Annotated in this window: 10 protein-coding genes; 9 read left to right on the top strand and 1 reads right to left on the bottom strand. The window is 37.7% G+C overall.

The window, feature by feature from the left end; genetic code table 11:
• Positions 1–37 precede the first annotated feature (37 nt).
• The 7 genes from A8B35_RS16255 (at position 38) to A8B35_RS16225 (ending at position 8,622) form a co-directional block, all read left to right on the top strand.
• Complete coding sequence (locus tag A8B35_RS16255; RefSeq protein WP_075603481.1) at positions 38–1,441, top strand: Gfo/Idh/MocA family protein; 1,404 nt, start codon at positions 38–40, stop codon at positions 1,439–1,441.
• A 92-nt stretch (positions 1,442–1,533) separates the two neighbouring features.
• Positions 1,534–2,535, top strand: coding sequence for a sugar phosphate isomerase/epimerase family protein (locus tag A8B35_RS16250; protein WP_075603480.1), 1,002 nt, complete (start codon positions 1,534–1,536; stop codon positions 2,533–2,535).
• A 26-nt stretch (positions 2,536–2,561) separates the two neighbouring features.
• A complete protein-coding gene (locus A8B35_RS16245; RefSeq protein ID WP_075603479.1) occupies positions 2,562–3,884 on the top strand; it encodes an MFS transporter in 1,323 nt (440 codons plus the stop codon).
• A 252-nt stretch (positions 3,885–4,136) separates the two neighbouring features.
• A complete protein-coding gene (locus tag A8B35_RS16240; RefSeq protein WP_075603478.1) occupies positions 4,137–5,270 on the top strand; it encodes a Gfo/Idh/MocA family protein in 1,134 nt (377 codons plus the stop codon).
• A 100-nt stretch (positions 5,271–5,370) separates the two neighbouring features.
• The gene (locus A8B35_RS16235; RefSeq protein ID WP_075603477.1) at positions 5,371–6,303 is read left to right on the top strand and encodes a glycosyltransferase family 2 protein; all 933 of its coding nucleotides are present in this window, start codon (positions 5,371–5,373) and stop codon (positions 6,301–6,303) included.
• Complete coding sequence (locus A8B35_RS16230) at positions 6,304–8,334, top strand: tetratricopeptide repeat protein (protein WP_075603476.1); 2,031 nt, start codon at positions 6,304–6,306, stop codon at positions 8,332–8,334.
• Positions 8,335–8,352: 18 nt separating this feature from the next.
• Positions 8,353–8,622 (top strand): hypothetical protein, encoded by a 270-nt coding sequence (locus A8B35_RS16225; protein ID WP_075603475.1) that lies wholly within the window; start codon positions 8,353–8,355, stop codon positions 8,620–8,622.
• A gap of 98 nt (positions 8,623–8,720) precedes the next feature.
• On the opposite strand, the gene A8B35_RS16220 is transcribed toward A8B35_RS16225, so the two are convergent.
• Positions 8,721–12,620: a VPS10 domain-containing protein gene (locus A8B35_RS16220; protein WP_083634488.1), complete on the bottom strand. Its 3,900-nt coding sequence runs from the start codon at positions 12,618–12,620 to the stop codon at positions 8,721–8,723.
• A 504-nt stretch (positions 12,621–13,124) separates the two neighbouring features.
• Here A8B35_RS16220 and A8B35_RS16215 point away from each other — a divergent pair.
• Together A8B35_RS16215 and lysA are read left to right on the top strand one after the other, a co-directional pair.
• Positions 13,125–14,435: an aspartate kinase gene (locus tag A8B35_RS16215; protein WP_075603473.1), complete on the top strand. Its 1,311-nt coding sequence runs from the start codon at positions 13,125–13,127 to the stop codon at positions 14,433–14,435.
• A 12-nt stretch (positions 14,436–14,447) separates the two neighbouring features.
• A complete protein-coding gene (gene lysA, locus A8B35_RS16210; RefSeq protein WP_075603472.1) occupies positions 14,448–15,599 on the top strand; it encodes a diaminopimelate decarboxylase in 1,152 nt (383 codons plus the stop codon).
• The last annotated feature ends 29 nt before the right edge of the window (positions 15,600–15,628 follow it).

Raw genomic sequence — 15,628 nt, 5'->3', positions numbered from 1 at the left:
AGTAGGCATCAATATTAACATCATAATTATTAAACCAATGAAAAACATATCTAGAAGAAACTTTTTACGCACATCAGGTACCATGGCTGCCGGGGCAATGATTATTCCCAGTTTGGTGAGTTGTTCAAAAACCGATATTGTTAACATCGCTATTGTTGGTGTTGGCGGAAGAGGACAAGGTAATTGGAACGGACTAATCAGCGAATCTTATAATAAAGAAACCAAAGAAAGAGTTTTAAACCCAAAGGTTCGTATTGTTGCCCTATGTGATGTAAGCGAAGAGATGCTCTCAAAAACCAGTAAGTTGATGCCTAACGTGCCAACCTTCAAGGATTTTAGAGTAATGTTGGATGAGATGCATAAAGATATTGATGCAGTTATTGTATCTACGCCAGACCATACGCACTTTGCCGTAACCATGGCTGCCATGGAAATGGGAAAACATGTGTATGTTGAAAAACCTTTGGCACATAATATTTGGCAATTACGCACATTGGTAAAGGCTGCTAAAAAGTATGGTGTAATTAATCAATTGGGTAACCAGGGACATGCTTCAAATGGTATCCGTAATATAAAAGAGTGGTACGATCAAGGTTTACTTGGCGAGGTAAAAGAAGTACATGCTTGGTTTAATGGTCCAGACTTTCAAGGGAATTGGTTTGGTAAGCCTGCTACTTATCCGCCAGAAGCACAGCAAGTACCTGCAGGTTTAGATTGGGATTTATGGATGGGTCCTCAAACAATGAGACCATTTAACGAGTGTTATGTGCCGCGCCGTTGGAGAAGTTGGTACGACTTGGGTAATGCCGAATTAGGCGATTGGGCTTGTCATACCTTAGATGCTCCGTATTGGGCACTAGAATTGGGCTCACCAAAGGTGGTACAGCCATTACATGCTGTTCGTAACGAAGGCATGCCAAACGATATTGTTACAGATTCATCGGTCTTAGAATTTCAATTCGAAAAAAGAGGAAATAAAGCTCCGGTCAAATTAACATGGTACGAAGGTGGTAAAAAACCTGAGAATAGACCAGAGTGGTTAACACATAAGTTAGGAAATAATGGGATGATTATGGTGGGCGAAAAAATGTCGGTTATGACTGGAGGAAGACCGAATAATGCCCGAATAATTATGCCTAATGAAGATTGGAAGGCCTTCCAGAAAAAAGGTTGGAATCAAACGATCTCCCGTATCCCTGAAGAAAATCAGTATAAAGAATTTATTAATGCCATAAGGGGAGTTGGACCAAAACCTGGTTCCACATTTGAGTATGGCGCAGGCCTAACAGAAATGGCTTTAGTGGGTGTATTGGCACAACGATCAAATAAAAGAATTGAGTTTGATGCTGCCAATATGAAAGTAACAAATCATCCTGAATTAAATAAATACATCAAAGAGCCCGTAAGAAAAGGATGGTCTTATGGAGAAGAATTGTGGTAGAGAATAATTGAATTAAATATTTGTATTAGTTTTTAATAAGGCAGGAGTTGCTACTTATAATAGTGGCCTCCTGCATTTAAACTTTTTATAGAATGAGCAGAAAAGTCACATTATTTACGGGCCAGTGGGCCGATTTAGATTTCGAAATTGTCTGTCAGAAAGCGCAGGCCTTTGGTTACGACGGTTTAGAGCTGGCTTGTTGGGGCAATCACTTTGAAGTGGATAAAGCCGACCAAGCTTATTGTGATGAGAAACTAGCTATTCTCAAAAAATATAATTTAGAAGTATATGCTATATCAACACATCTCGTTGGTCAAGCAGTTTGTGATAGAATAGACGAACGCCATCAGGCAATTTTGCCCGATTATGTTTGGGGCGATGGCGATGCCGAAGGAGTTAGACAAAGAGCGGCTGCCGAGGTAATAAAAACGGCAGAAGCGGCTAAACGACTTGGGGTAAAAATTGTAAATGGTTTTACCGGAAGCTCTATTTGGCATCTTTTATATTCTTTTCCTCCTGCTTCACAGGAGATGATAGATGCGGGTTTTAAGGATTTCTCAGAACGCTGGACTCCCATAATGAATGCTTTTCATGACTTGGGAATTAAATTTGGTTTAGAGGTTCATCCCACAGAAATTGCTTTTGATATTGCATCGGCCGAAAGAGCCTTAAAAGCCATTGGTAATCATCCTGCGTTTGGCTTTAATTACGATCCGAGTCATTTGGGTTACCAAGGTGTAGACTATGTGAAGTTCATTAGTAAGTTTTCTGCGCAAATTGTGCATGTGCATATGAAAGATGTTACCTGGAGCAATACTCCAACTGATGCTGGCGTATTTGGCGGACATACAAATTTTGGAGAAGCAGGCCGCTACTGGGATTTTAGAAGTATGGGGCGCGGAAAAATCAATTTCGAAGAAATTATACGAGAGTTAAACAGAATGGCCTATGCAGGACCACTTTCTGTGGAGTGGGAAGATGGTGCAATGGATCGTGAACAAGGTGCAACCGAATCGTGTGCGTTTGTAAAACAAGTTGATTTTACGCCATCCAATTTGGCATTTGATGCAGCCTTTGATAAAGAAAATCAGTAATACACCACAAAATCATCTACAACAGTATGGAAAAATCTATAAATAAATCACGCTTGTTTATCGGAAGTTGCTTAGCACTGCTAGTTACTTCGCTCACCTTTGCCATGCGCGCCAAAATAGAAGAAGTATTTGGCCCCGTTTCCGAAGGTGGCATATTCGGATTAAGTAAAGAATCCATTGGTTGGGCTTTTGGTCCTGCCTTTTGGGGATTTACGGTAGCCATGGTAGTAGGGGGCTTTTTAATTGATGTGGTTAAAACAAAGGCCGTAGTATGGGCTGCATTTTTCTTGCACCTCATAGGAGCCATTGCTTTTATTATGGCACACGATAAGGAAACTCTTTTTATCGCAAATGTATTTATTGGTTTGGGTAATGGATGTGTTGAGGCCGCTTTTAATCCGCTGATCACAACATTATTTCCCAACAACAAAACCACCATGTTAAACCGCTTTCATGTTTGGTTTCCTGGAGGTATTGTAGTGGGTAGTTTGTTAGCCTACTTTATGATGGATACCATGCACATTGGATGGCAAATATATGTTGGAGTTCTATTTATTCCCTTGGCGATTTATGGCTTCTTGTTCTTTAAGCAGCTTATTCCTGAAACCGAACGTGTTTCAAGTGGCGTATCCTATAAAGAAATGCTGTTGGCAACCGGAGCGCCGGCTACCATTATTGCATCTATCACATTAATGATATTATTGGCCATTGATATTATTCATCTGCCCGAGGGCTGGATGTATTTGGCTCTGATAGGCGGTATTGTTGTAATATCAGCAATTGAGGCCTTGGTGGTGCGTAAAACCAGTATGATTTTTCCAATAATGTTTACGCTCATGTTGCTCACTTCGTCAACTGAATTAGTGACTACGCAATGGGTAAATGCCCTTTTAGCCGGGGTAGGTGTAAGCCAAATGTTAATGTTGGCCTTGATTACAGGCATCATGGCTGTGGGACGTTTCTTTGCAGGAGGACTGGTACATCGCCTAAATCCGGTGGGTGTACTATTGCTATCAGCCGTTTTTTCAGCAATCGGAATTTATGCATTAAGTCTGGTGAACACACCAATTTTAATAATTGTAGCCTCGGTATTATTTGCCATCGGGGTAACCTATTTTTGGCCTACCATGATTGGCTTTGTGGCTGAGTATATCCCCAAAAGTGGTGCCCTTGGCATGTCCTTAATGGGCGGAGCAGGGATGGTTTCAGTAGCTATGTTTTTGCCGGTAATGGGTAGAATTATGCAAGAGAATAATGAGAAAGTAGCTTTGCAAAGTATTGGTGTGTTACCGATTATATTAATAGTGGGCTTTGTTATTTTGTATTCTACTTATAAGAAGAAGCACTAAGTTATATTGATGATTTGAGTTACGTATTGGGGTTTCACTCCAAACCCGACTTACTTTTCTTTCCTTGATGAAAGAAAGTAAGCAAAGAAAATCAAGGCTGCTTTACAAAAGGTTTTCTTATTTAATTAAAGCTTAAGTGCGGCCGAGTGATTTTCGAGCGAAGCTCTCAACTTCTCGGTCTTACTAATGCTTTAATTAAAACAAAAACTTTTTGTAAAGAGGCCCCAAAAAGAACCGAAAAAAAAGAAAACAATGAAAAAGATAAAACTAGGAATGATTGGCGGAGGTCCGGGAGCTTTTATTGGCGATGCACATCGCCGAGCCTCACGCATTAGCAATTCTTATCAATTAATAGGAGGTGCCTTTAGTTCCGATTATGAAAAGTCGAAACAATTTGCGGCGGAAGAAAACCTAGATATCAATAGAGTTTATACTTCGGTGGATGCTTTTATCGCTGGAGAATTAGCCCAGAATAAAGAAGATAGAATACAAGCAGTTGCCATAGTTACCCCGAATGCCTTACACTTTGAGGCTGCTAAAAAATTACTTGAGAACGGATTTCATCTGATTTGCGAAAAACCCATGACTTTTACTGTTGATGAGGCTGTGGTATTGGAGAAAATTGTAGCGGAAACTAATTTAACCTTCGCTTTGGCACACACTTATACAGGTTATCCTATGGTGCGTCAGATGAAGGAAATAGTAAAGTCGGGCGCCTTGGGAACCATTCATAGGGTAGATGCGCAGTATTATCAGGGATGGGTAAATTCAATTATTCAGGGTACTGATTCGGGTATTACAGGGGTATGGCGACTAGAGCCTGAGCATGCAGGCATGAGCTCTTGCATGGGCGATATTGGTGTGCATGCTTTTAATATGATAGAATATACCACAGGCCTAGAGGTGAAAAAAGTATTGGCCGATTTAAACAATGTAAAAGAGCACGTGCAGCTCGATTTGGATGGAACTGTGCTATTAAACTTGGGTGATAATATAAAGGGTGTATTACGCTCGAGCCAAGTGGCAGCGGGCGAAGAGAATAACCTTAGCATAGGTATTTATGGTTCAGAGGCCAGCTTAAAATGGAGCCAAGAAGACCCGAATTTTCTTTACATGTTGAGTGATTCAGAACCCACTAAGGTATATAAACCTGCGCATGCCTATAATAGTGCCTTTGCCGAGGCCAGTCATGTAATGCCATCGGGGCACCCAGAGGGAATTTATGAGGCGCTTGCAAATATATACGAAGGGGCTGCTAAATCAATCCGTGGCGATGAATATGTAATTGGTGAATTTCCAACTGTATTAGATGGATTAAGGGGAATGAAGTTTATTAGTAATGTTGTTGCTTCTGATAAGGAGGGTAATGTTTGGAAAGATTTATAATTGAGTTATTAGCTCAAAGGCAGAAGACTAAAGGAAGGAGTACATAGTAAATTGATGCTCTTCATCCTTCATTCTTTTGTCTTCTCACTAAAGAAATAAAATGATATCAGTAGTAATACCCATATATAACGAGGAGTCGTTAATTGATGAGTTGGTAAGCCAAACGGTTTTTGCTTTAGAAGCCACTTGCTCCGATTTTGAGTTGTTGTTTGTAAACGATGGCTCAAAGGACAATAGTATGGGTATGCTCTTGAATCATCAGAAAACAGATCACCGAATTAAGGTGATAAATTTATCACGCAATTTTGGTCATCAGGCAGCTTATACGGCAGGTATCGATTATATGCAGGGCGATTATTTGGTATTGATGGATGGCGATTTGCAAGATCCGCCACGATTAATACCCGAGATGTATCAAATGCTACAGTCGGGAGAATTTGATGTGGTAAGCGGCTACAGAAAAGCGAATGCATCAAATAAATCGCGTAACGTGGCTACCTGGTTGTTTCACCGTTTGTTTAGTAAGGTGAGTGAACTTGAGGATGTGGAGCACATTGGCAATTTTTCTATGATGAATAAGGCTGCTGCCGATGCCCTAAAATCACTAAAAGAGAAAACGCGCTATTTACCTGGCTTACGTCATTTTATTGGATTCAGAACCACAACCATATCTTATCAGCGCGATCAGCGCGAGGTGGGCGATTCTAAAATGAGTACATGGAATCTGATTAGTTTGGCTTTTGATGCTATTTTCTCCTTTTCGAAACTGCCCGTTCGGTTTTGTTTAGTAATGGGAATGCTTGGTATTGTAGTTTCCTTTTTGGCAGGTATTTATATTTTAGCTTCTAAGTTTTTGGGCTTATCTCCTTTGGGATGGTCATCAACCTTAACTAGTATTTTCTTTTTTGGTTCCATTCAATTGCTCTTCCTCGGGGTTTTGGGAGAGTATGTTTTCCGTATTTATCGCGAAACGCAAAATAGGCCTATTTATTTGGTTCGTGAGTTTCATAGTAAAGCCAAAGTTGATAACTAAATGAGCAACTATACTTATAAAAAATATATACTGTTTGCCCTGTTGGCGTTGCTATTTATTGCTTTGCCCATACTTAGCACTAATGCGGGTATTTCTGGTGATGAGCAAGTGCATTTAAAACAAGCCGAAACGGTAATTGATTATTACACAAGTTTTGGTAAGGATAGAACTGTACTGCAAACCCCGTTGACTAACTTAAAGTATTACGGACAGTCATTTGATAACCTCACTACTCTGTTGGCTCAATTATTTGGCGTTGAAGATATTTATGTATTCCGTCATATTTGCAATGCTTTGCTTGGTTTTTTGTGCATATTATTTGTGGCCTTGCTAGCTCTTGAAATGGGTGGGTATAATGCAGCTATTTTTGCTGTAATTATAATGGCGGCATCAGCTCGTTTTATCGGGCATTCTTACAATAATTTAAAAGATATTCCTTTCGCCTTAGGTTATATAGCGTCTATTTATTACATGCTCAAGTTACAGCGATCTATCCATTCCCCATCGCGTAAGCATATTATAGGATTAGTGCTAAGCATGGCTTTTATATTGAGTATTAGAGCAGGTGGCTTATTGGTGTTTTGTTACTTTTTTCTTTTTAGTGGCATTCTTTTATTATATCAGAATAAAAAGAGAGCCCTTACTTCAAAAGAATTACTCACTTATGGGATGTATGTTTTTGTAATTGCAACTGCAGCCTATTTTATAGCCTTGTTATTTTGGCCTTTTGCCCTCGAAAACCCATTGGCAAATGTGCTAAAATCCATGAAAATGATGTCGCATTACCCGGTAATTCTCCGTCAGTTATTTGAAGGTAAGCTATTCTGGAGCGATCAATTACCGTGGTACTATATTCCAAAGTTTATGGCTATTACCATACCATTGATCATTTTTCCATTGCTGCTGCTATTCTTTGTATCCATAGTTAAAGGGCAAAAGAGCTTCGATACACTATTCCCCAAATTGGTGTTATTGTTCTCGGTAGCATTTCCTTTATTGTATTTATTTGCAACCAATGCTAATGTTTACGGAGGATGGCGTCACTTTTTGTTTATTTATCCATTATTGGCAGTTATGGCTTCTTTGGGTTTATCCTATGTCATAGGGAGAATTAAAAAGACTGCTTTTAAAGGAGTAATTGCTCTAGTATTTCTAGTTTGTTTATTGCCTTCTGTGCTGTTTATGATTCGGAACTATCCTTTGGAGTATACCTACTTTAATAGCTTGGCAGGGCCCTATAAATCTTTAACCAACCAATACGAAATTGATTATTATTACCACAGTGTGGGAGAGGCTTCTAGTTGGTTGAGATTGCATTTAGAGAATAACGAGGATGATAAGGTTAAGATTGCCTCAAACTACGATATTCATAATTATTTTGATAATTGTGAGCAGGTAGAATCCTTTAAATATACACCCTATTATAAAAGGGGCAATCAAGATTGGGATTATGGTATTTTTTACTGTACCACCATTGATCCATCGCAAACCAACCTAAAAATATGGCCCCCAATGGGGACTATAAAATCTATAAAAACAGAAGGAGTGCCTGTTTGTGTGATTGTAAAACGCCAAAGTAAGGATGATTTTTATGGCAAACAGAATTACGAAGCGGAAAGGTATACGGCCGCTATAGCATTTCTGCAGAATGCAACGCATTTGAATCCGGCAAACGAAATAGCGTGGATTAACCTAGGTAAGTCGTATTTAAAATTAGATAGTTTATCAGAAGCAAAGCATGCCTTTAGGCAGTGTTTAAATGTGTTACCCAATTATGAGCCGAGTTATTATTATTTGGCGCAAATTGAGTGTGTTGAAGGAAATGAAGACAAGGCCATAAAGTATTATAAAAAGATATTAAAGAATAACCCAAAGAGCTATCAAACCTACTTATCGTGGGCACAATTAAATGCGCATCAAGGTAAAAATATAGAGGCATTAAGTCTGCTTGATGAATGTTTAGTTTATAATACTAATTATAGGCCTGCACTTGAATTGCGAAAGGAAATAATTGAAAAAATAAATAACTAATAAATTAAATTATAGATTATGAAAAAGTTAGTATCAAAATTAATGTTAGCCACTTTTTGTGTACTTATGTTAGCCGGTGGAAGCGCTTTTGCACAAGATCATGATGCAGTTACCGATTCGCTTTCTATTGATGATATGGCTCCAGTATTATATGATGAGAGTGCGTATGATGAGAGTGCGTATGATGATGAGGAAGAGGGAAGTTCAAACGGTGTAGTAATAGGTATTGTAATTGCTGTGGTTGCTATTGGAGGTATTGCGGTTGTTGCCAAAAAGAAAAAGAAATAAGCTACATTAGAATAACGGTAATAGTTCTTAAAATAAAAGCCTCACTTACAATTTGCGTAAGTGAGGCTTTGTGTTTTATTATTTATTGATCAACAATTTTAGTTGGTGATAATAAGTTTTTTTGAAGTAATATATTTTTCAGCCTGAACTCTAATTATATAAGTTCCTGCTGGTAGCTGATTTGTATTGATATCGGTTGTTTTATTATATGCATTTTGCATTAGTATTACCTGACCAGCTAAAGTGTAAATTTTAACATTGTCGATTGGTGCTTTCTCAGAAACAATACGCATAGAACGACCTATTTTCGCAGGATTAGGGAATATTGAAATAGCATTGTTCTGCTCCTTATCCTTAACTGAGGTTTCATCGCCATCAATAACTAAATAAACAAAATCAGAATAAACACCATCTTCAGAAGTCACCCAAATTTTCACAGCTCCTCTTTTTACCGCAGTAACCAAACCATCAGAATCAACCGTTGCCACAGAAGGATTATCAGAGATGTATTGTAAAGTTCCTAGGTTTTCAGTTGTGGCAGCTTCAATTTGAATCGTTTCCTTAGTGTTTAAGGTTCCAGTTCCAGGACTTGCAGTGATTTTTCTTAAATCATCACCATCTGTAACTGTTCCTCGGTAAAAACCACTTCCCATTACAGATACCCACATGAGATTGACATCATGTAAATCAAACTCTACTTGTGTAATATTATCAGGTTGACCCATTACATGGTTGTTTTTACTCCATGTTTTACCTCGGTCAAAACTCATGAAAATACCAGGGTTTTTGGTTAATTCTCCCATCGAGAATGTAAGTACATTTCTGTTGAATGGAGATACATCAAAGAATTCAACATAAGGGGCATCAAATATTTGGACCCATGTTGTACCATAATCATCACTATAGAATAAGCCACCGTTATTTACATTGGCTTCTCGGCGTCCAGCACTTACATACATTCTTCCAGAATAATCAAAAGTTACACTATTGATACCTTCAAGATTACTAGCTACCTCGATCTCTGTCCAGGTTTCACCTCTATCTGTAGAGTGGTATAAACCTCCATTTTCTTTTCTTTCCTTATTCCAAGGAGCAGCTGCAAAAAGCGAAGCTCTTGTATCGTCGCGAGGGTCAAACTCAATATCGTGTACCCACACTTTATCAGGCATACCACTATTGCTAGGGTCAAAAGTTTTTCCACCATCAGTTGATTTATGGAAACCACCTTCTTTATCTTTATCAGGGCCATCGGTACCGCTTCCGCCACCAGAACCAGCTACTTCGGTAACCCCGAAATACATGTTATCAGGGTTGATAGGATCGATACGAATCATGTTGGTACGCATCCATTCGCTAGCAAGTGTTGCGCGTCCCCAATCTTCAAACGATTCTCCGGCATCAGTACTCTTATAAATTCTATCCAAATCATGCTGACGCATTGAAGTTGTATACACTGTATTTTCATCCCAAGGGTGAGTTACTACTGAAAATACACTCTCGTGTGAACTAGGTAAGAACTGAGCAGCTTGTTTTCCATCAACACCATCATTGGTAGATTTCCATAAGTGATGCTCACCCGATCCGAAATAAGCAACGTTTTCACCTAAGCGTTTATCTTGCCATAAACATTGTCCCGGAAGGTTACTATTTCCATTACCCATAATGTTACCTGATGCAGTATAAGTTTCATCAACCTGTTTAAATGTGACTCCTTTATCTGTGCTTAAAAATGTGTTATGAGCATACAATAACATGATGTCTCCATTAACCGGACTAACAGAACAGTAACGTAGTGAACGTAATGGGTAATTTTGGCTCCATTGTTGGTTGAATATTGAGTGACCTTCTTCCATATTATCGTTATACGGATTGTTTCTGCTTTCCCAATAAGCTTTATCAGCTTCCCAAGCTGGGCCAAAATCACGGGCAATATTTGTCCAATGTGATCCACCATCTAAAGTTTGCCATAAGCGACCTGGAGTGATAGAATATTGTATTTGCGCATCGTAAAAACCTACATAAAGAACATCTTCTTGGCTTTGATCAACATTTAATGAGTTGAAATATTGTAAAGCAGCAGTAGGTTTAGTTGGATAGTCTACTTTTGCTTGCGCTTGAGAAGAATCAAACCACTTACCAATATATTGGTAATAATTATCTGGCACACCACCTGAAAGTTGGTTGATATCTAAACCTAAATCACCATTAATATTAGTCCATGTTTCCCCGTTGTCAGTTGATTTAAAAATACCACCATCACACTTGGTAGTTTGTCCATCTGGGTAATATCTTACCTGATCGGCAACATATAATATAAATTTACCTGATGTTGCGTTGTAATAGTAATCCATATCCATAATGGTACCATTATCTAGTTGACCATCAATTATGTTAGTCCAGTTAGCACCACCATCAGTACTTTTGTATAAACCAATTTGAGAACCTGCAAATACAAGTTGATTATTTTCAGGATGAATAATAATACGAGAGAATTGTGCTTTGTCATCTAAACCAGTAGATACTTCAGTCCATGTTTCACCAGCATTCGTAGTTTTCCATATTTTACCTTGCCATTTACCGCTATCCCAAGAGTTTTCATTTCCTGTTGGGTTGGAGCCAGTAACACCTGTTATACAACTCCATAAATGTTGTTGTCCCCGGCAAAAGTTTCCTTCACCTACATACCATGTATTATCATCTGTTGGGTCTAAGCCTACGGCAGAAACTTTTCTGTGCCATGAGCGAGTCTCGTCTCCATCACTATTATTTGTATACCAAGGACAGTTTTTTACGTTATCCCATGTTTTGCCCATGTCATTGCTTGTAAATAAGCGAGCACACTCAATCCCGATACCAAAATTTTCATCTTTTGTTGAGTAAAACATATCGTATAAACGTGAGAACATAGGGCTCTCGTCGTAATTTCTTACTGTGTACCAACTTGCACCATTATCTTCAGTTTGGTAGGTGTTGTGCATATCTGGCGAAGTCATACAATGGCCAGCGCGTGTTGGGTGATAGCGTAAAAAGTTAACAAAACCAGAATTTCCTGGGCCAAACTGTTTCCAATTTACATCGTTATCAGAATCTACACTTTGCGTTTTGATCATATCCATATACACATCGTAAAACCTTACCGTAGTAAAGCTCCAAACATCTCCAGTGTGTGTTGTATTATCTGATTCAATCTCGTCAACTCTCCAATAGTAAGTTGTTTCGTACTCTAATTCATTAGTTGGCGTAAACTGTAGAGAGGTAATATCAGTCGCTACTTCTTGTAGGTCATTTATGTCATTACCAAAATATACATTACGCTTTACCGCAGTAATTCCAGCTTGCCAGCTTAAAGTTGGCATTACAGAAACTTTTTCGCTTTCATCAGCAGGGCTAGGAGCCCAAGCCTTTTTAGTTTCTATTTTTTTAATTAAGGATACATCATCCATGTGATAGAATGCTGATGCATCTTTATCCATAAATGGAACTTGTATATATGGTGTAAATGCATCAACCGCATCAGTTGTTTCAAATTCTACACTTAATAAAACAAAACCATATTTAGCAGCTGCATCAATTGCAATGCTTACATCCTTAATAATGGTTTGAGCATTGCTTTCTTGGGTACCACTTTTTAGGGTAAGATTAAAATTTGTACTTGATCTGTCCAAGTCTGTTTTGTAATAAAACGAAAAAGTGTACGTCGAATTTGCTTCTAGTGATGGGTAGGCTTGAGATCTGAATGAAGGAGTGTAATCAGTACCATAATCTCTATGTACTATTTTAAGTGAACGTAAACCTGAGTTCATGGTCTCCGTATCAATTTCAAAACCTATTTGTGGCCATGCACGCCAAAGTGAGTAATTACCATCAAAGGCATAGTAATCATCATTTCCACCTGAGGTATAACCATTCTCAAAACTTGGATCTGGAATCAAATTAGTTGCTTCAATGTTAGCAAGTGCAATAAAACTGAGTATTGCAAAAAGTAAGTATTTCATCATATGTTCTTTTGTAAAAATCAGATTCTAAAAATAGGTCAGGTTAGCATCATCGTTAGGCAGAAATTATGACTCGTTTAGGGGGGTGAATTCCAAATATTGGTTTTTTAAACGCATTATGTTCTGTAGGGCACATTTATCTATAGAACTTGCCATTCATGGATGTTTTCACTTGTCTTTATTTTCAATAAAAATGGCGAAAAGTACTATTGTGTATTTTTAACGCGTATATGTAAATAGGATAAATTATTACATCTACTTGCACGAGTAATTTAGGTTTATTCTATTTGTCGTGATTATGAATAATATTTCAATACATGTTAAATATTTAACAGTTTGTGATATTCTTGTTTTTATTATTTCCTTTTATAGATATTAAAAAAGAATCTCTTAGTTTTGTATCAATTAATTAAGTTTGATTATAATGAAATCATTAGGACAAGAAATGAACTTAGGTGTAAATAAATTGCCAATTTGTTTTTGTCTTAATTCTAATGTCTAATAAATATGAAAGTTTTAAAGTTTGGAGGTACATCTGTAGGGTCAGCCGCACGAATGAAAGAAGTAGCCTCTTTAGTTTGTGATGGAAGTTCGAAAGTAGTTGTTTTAAGTGCTATGAGTGGCACAACAAACAGCCTTGTTGAAATTGCAAATTACTTGTATAAAAAAAATAACGACGGAGCCAATGAAGTAATTTCGGGTTTAATACAAAAGTATTACGAAGAAATTGAATTGCTATACGCCAAGGGAGAAACTAAGGCAAAGGCAAAGGAATTGGTAAACTCTCATTTTGATTATATAAAAAGCTTTACCATTGATATGTTCACAGCTCACGAAGAGAAAGCTATTTTAGCTCAAGGTGAATTGTTATCAACAGCAATGTTTCATTATTATTTAGCAGAGCAAGGAGAGAAGTCGGCATTATTGCCAGCGCTTGATTTCATGCGTATTGATAAGAATCAAGAACCTGATTCTGCGTATATCAAAGAAAATATTCAAAAAGAATTAGAAAAAGCAGGAGAGGCAGAAATATATATTACACAAGGTTTTATTTCTCGAAACGCTTTTGGAGAAATAGATAACCTGCAACGTGGCGGTAGTGATTATACTGCTAGTTTGGTTGGAGCAGCTCTTAATGCTACTGAAATTCAAATTTGGACAGATATTGATGGTATGCATAATAACGACCCTCGTTTTGTAGAGGGAACGTATTCTATTACCAACTTATCGTTTGATGAGGCTGCTGAGTTGGCCTATTTTGGAGCAAAAATATTGCATCCTACATGTGTTTTACCTGCCAAGGTAAACAATATCCCTGTTCGATTGCTCAATACAATGGAACCTGAAGCACCAGGTACATTAATTTCATCGCAACAGCAGAAAGGTCGTATTACAGCTATTGCTGCAAAGGATAATATTACTGTAATTAAAATTAAGTCGGGACGTATGTTATTAGCATACGGTTTCTTGCGTAAGGTGTTTGAAATATTTGAAAGTTATAAAACGCCTATTGATATGATATCAACGTCAGAGGTGGGTGTATCTATAACTATTGATGATGATAAACATGTACATGAAATAGTTGACGACTTAAAGAAGTTTGGAACGGTTGATGTATGTACAGACCAGGTTATCGTTTGTATTGTTGGCGATTTAGTAAGTGATACAAAAGGTCATGCCAATAAAATATTTGAGGCATTAAAAGAAATTCCTATTCGTATGATTTCATATGGTGGAAGTAACTTTAATGTTTCTGTAGTTATCGAGAGTCAATTTAAAAAAGAGGCACTTAATGTGCTTAATAACAATTTGTTTTAATAGCAGAAGAGAATGAGCATGTTTCCGTTAAATAAACTGCAAGAGATAGAAACTCCTTTTTATTATTATAATATGGATTTGTTGGATGATACCCTCAGAACCATTAAAAAGGAATCGGAAAAATACAATTACCATATTCATTACGCGGTAAAAGCCAATGCCAATCAGCGTATACTTAAAACCATTAATTCGTTCGGATTTGGTGCTGACTGTGTAAGTGGGAATGAGGTTGCCGCTTCTATAGAGGCAGGATTTACTTCAGATAGAGTAGTGTTTGCGGGTGTTGGTAAATCAGATAAGGAAATTAATATTGGCTTAAATAATAATATTGGTTGCTTTAATGTGGAGTCGATTCCTGAGCTAGAAGTAATTAATGAATTAGCAGAGAAAGCAGGTAAAGTTGCAGGTATTGCTTTAAGGATAAATCCTAATGTAAAAGCAAATACACACCATTATATTACCACAGGTTTAGAGGAGAATAAATTCGGAATTTATATTTGGGATCTTGAAAAAGTAATGGCCAAATTTAAAGACCTTAAGAATGTTGAGTTTAAAGGAATTCATTTTCACATTGGGTCTCAAATTCAGGATTTAGAATCGTTTAAACAATTGTGTGTTCGTGTAAACGAGCTACAAGAATGGTTTGAGCAGAATCGTTATTTCCCGCAGATTATTAATGTGGGTGGAGGATTAGGTATTGACTACGAAAAGCCAGTGGAAAACCCAATTCCTGATTTTAAAGCATTCTTTAAAGTGTTCGGTGATTTCTTAGAGCTTAAGGAAGGACAAGAAGTTCACTTTGAATTAGGTCGCTCAGTTGTTGCGCAGTGCGGAACTTTAATGAGTAAAGTTATTTATGTGAAAGAAGGTGTAAATACTTCATTTGCTATTGTTGATGCAGGTATGAGCGATTTAATTCGTCCGGCTTTGTATCAAGCTTATCACAAAATAGATAATCTTACTTCATTGGGTGCTGATCAGAAGTACGATGTGGTGGGTCCTATTTGTGAGTCATCTGATTGTTTCGGTAAGGCAGTTACTCTGCCAGAAACCAAACGTGGTGATTTAATTGCCATTCGTTCAGCGGGTGCTTATGGCGAAGTAATGGCAAATCAGTATAACTTACGCGAGCTACCACAAGCTATTTACTCTTCGGATTTATAAAATAAATCAATTATATTGCAAAGCCTTCA

This window comes from Saccharicrinis aurantiacus (assembly GCF_001660705.2).
Classification (GTDB): Bacteria; Bacteroidota; Bacteroidia; order Bacteroidales; family Marinilabiliaceae; genus Saccharicrinis; species Saccharicrinis aurantiacus.
Note: the sequence above shows the minus strand (reverse complement) of the source record. Positions and strands in the feature narration are given on the sequence as shown.

Coding starts and splice junctions, on each gene's coding strand:
- A8B35_RS16255 (WP_075603481.1), top strand. CDS start 38: ATGAAAAACATATCTAGAAGAAACTTTTTACGCACATCAGGTACCATG.
- A8B35_RS16250 (WP_075603480.1), top strand. CDS start 1,534: ATGAGCAGAAAAGTCACATTATTTACGGGCCAGTGGGCCGATTTAGAT.
- A8B35_RS16245 (WP_075603479.1), top strand. CDS start 2,562: ATGGAAAAATCTATAAATAAATCACGCTTGTTTATCGGAAGTTGCTTA.
- A8B35_RS16240 (WP_075603478.1), top strand. CDS start 4,137: ATGAAAAAGATAAAACTAGGAATGATTGGCGGAGGTCCGGGAGCTTTT.
- A8B35_RS16235 (WP_075603477.1), top strand. CDS start 5,371: ATGATATCAGTAGTAATACCCATATATAACGAGGAGTCGTTAATTGAT.
- A8B35_RS16230 (WP_075603476.1), top strand. CDS start 6,304: ATGAGCAACTATACTTATAAAAAATATATACTGTTTGCCCTGTTGGCG.
- A8B35_RS16225 (WP_075603475.1), top strand. CDS start 8,353: ATGAAAAAGTTAGTATCAAAATTAATGTTAGCCACTTTTTGTGTACTT.
- A8B35_RS16220 (WP_083634488.1), bottom strand. CDS start 12,620: ATGATGAAATACTTACTTTTTGCAATACTCAGTTTTATTGCACTTGCT.
- A8B35_RS16215 (WP_075603473.1), top strand. CDS start 13,125: ATGAAAGTTTTAAAGTTTGGAGGTACATCTGTAGGGTCAGCCGCACGA.
- lysA (WP_075603472.1), top strand. CDS start 14,448: ATGAGCATGTTTCCGTTAAATAAACTGCAAGAGATAGAAACTCCTTTT.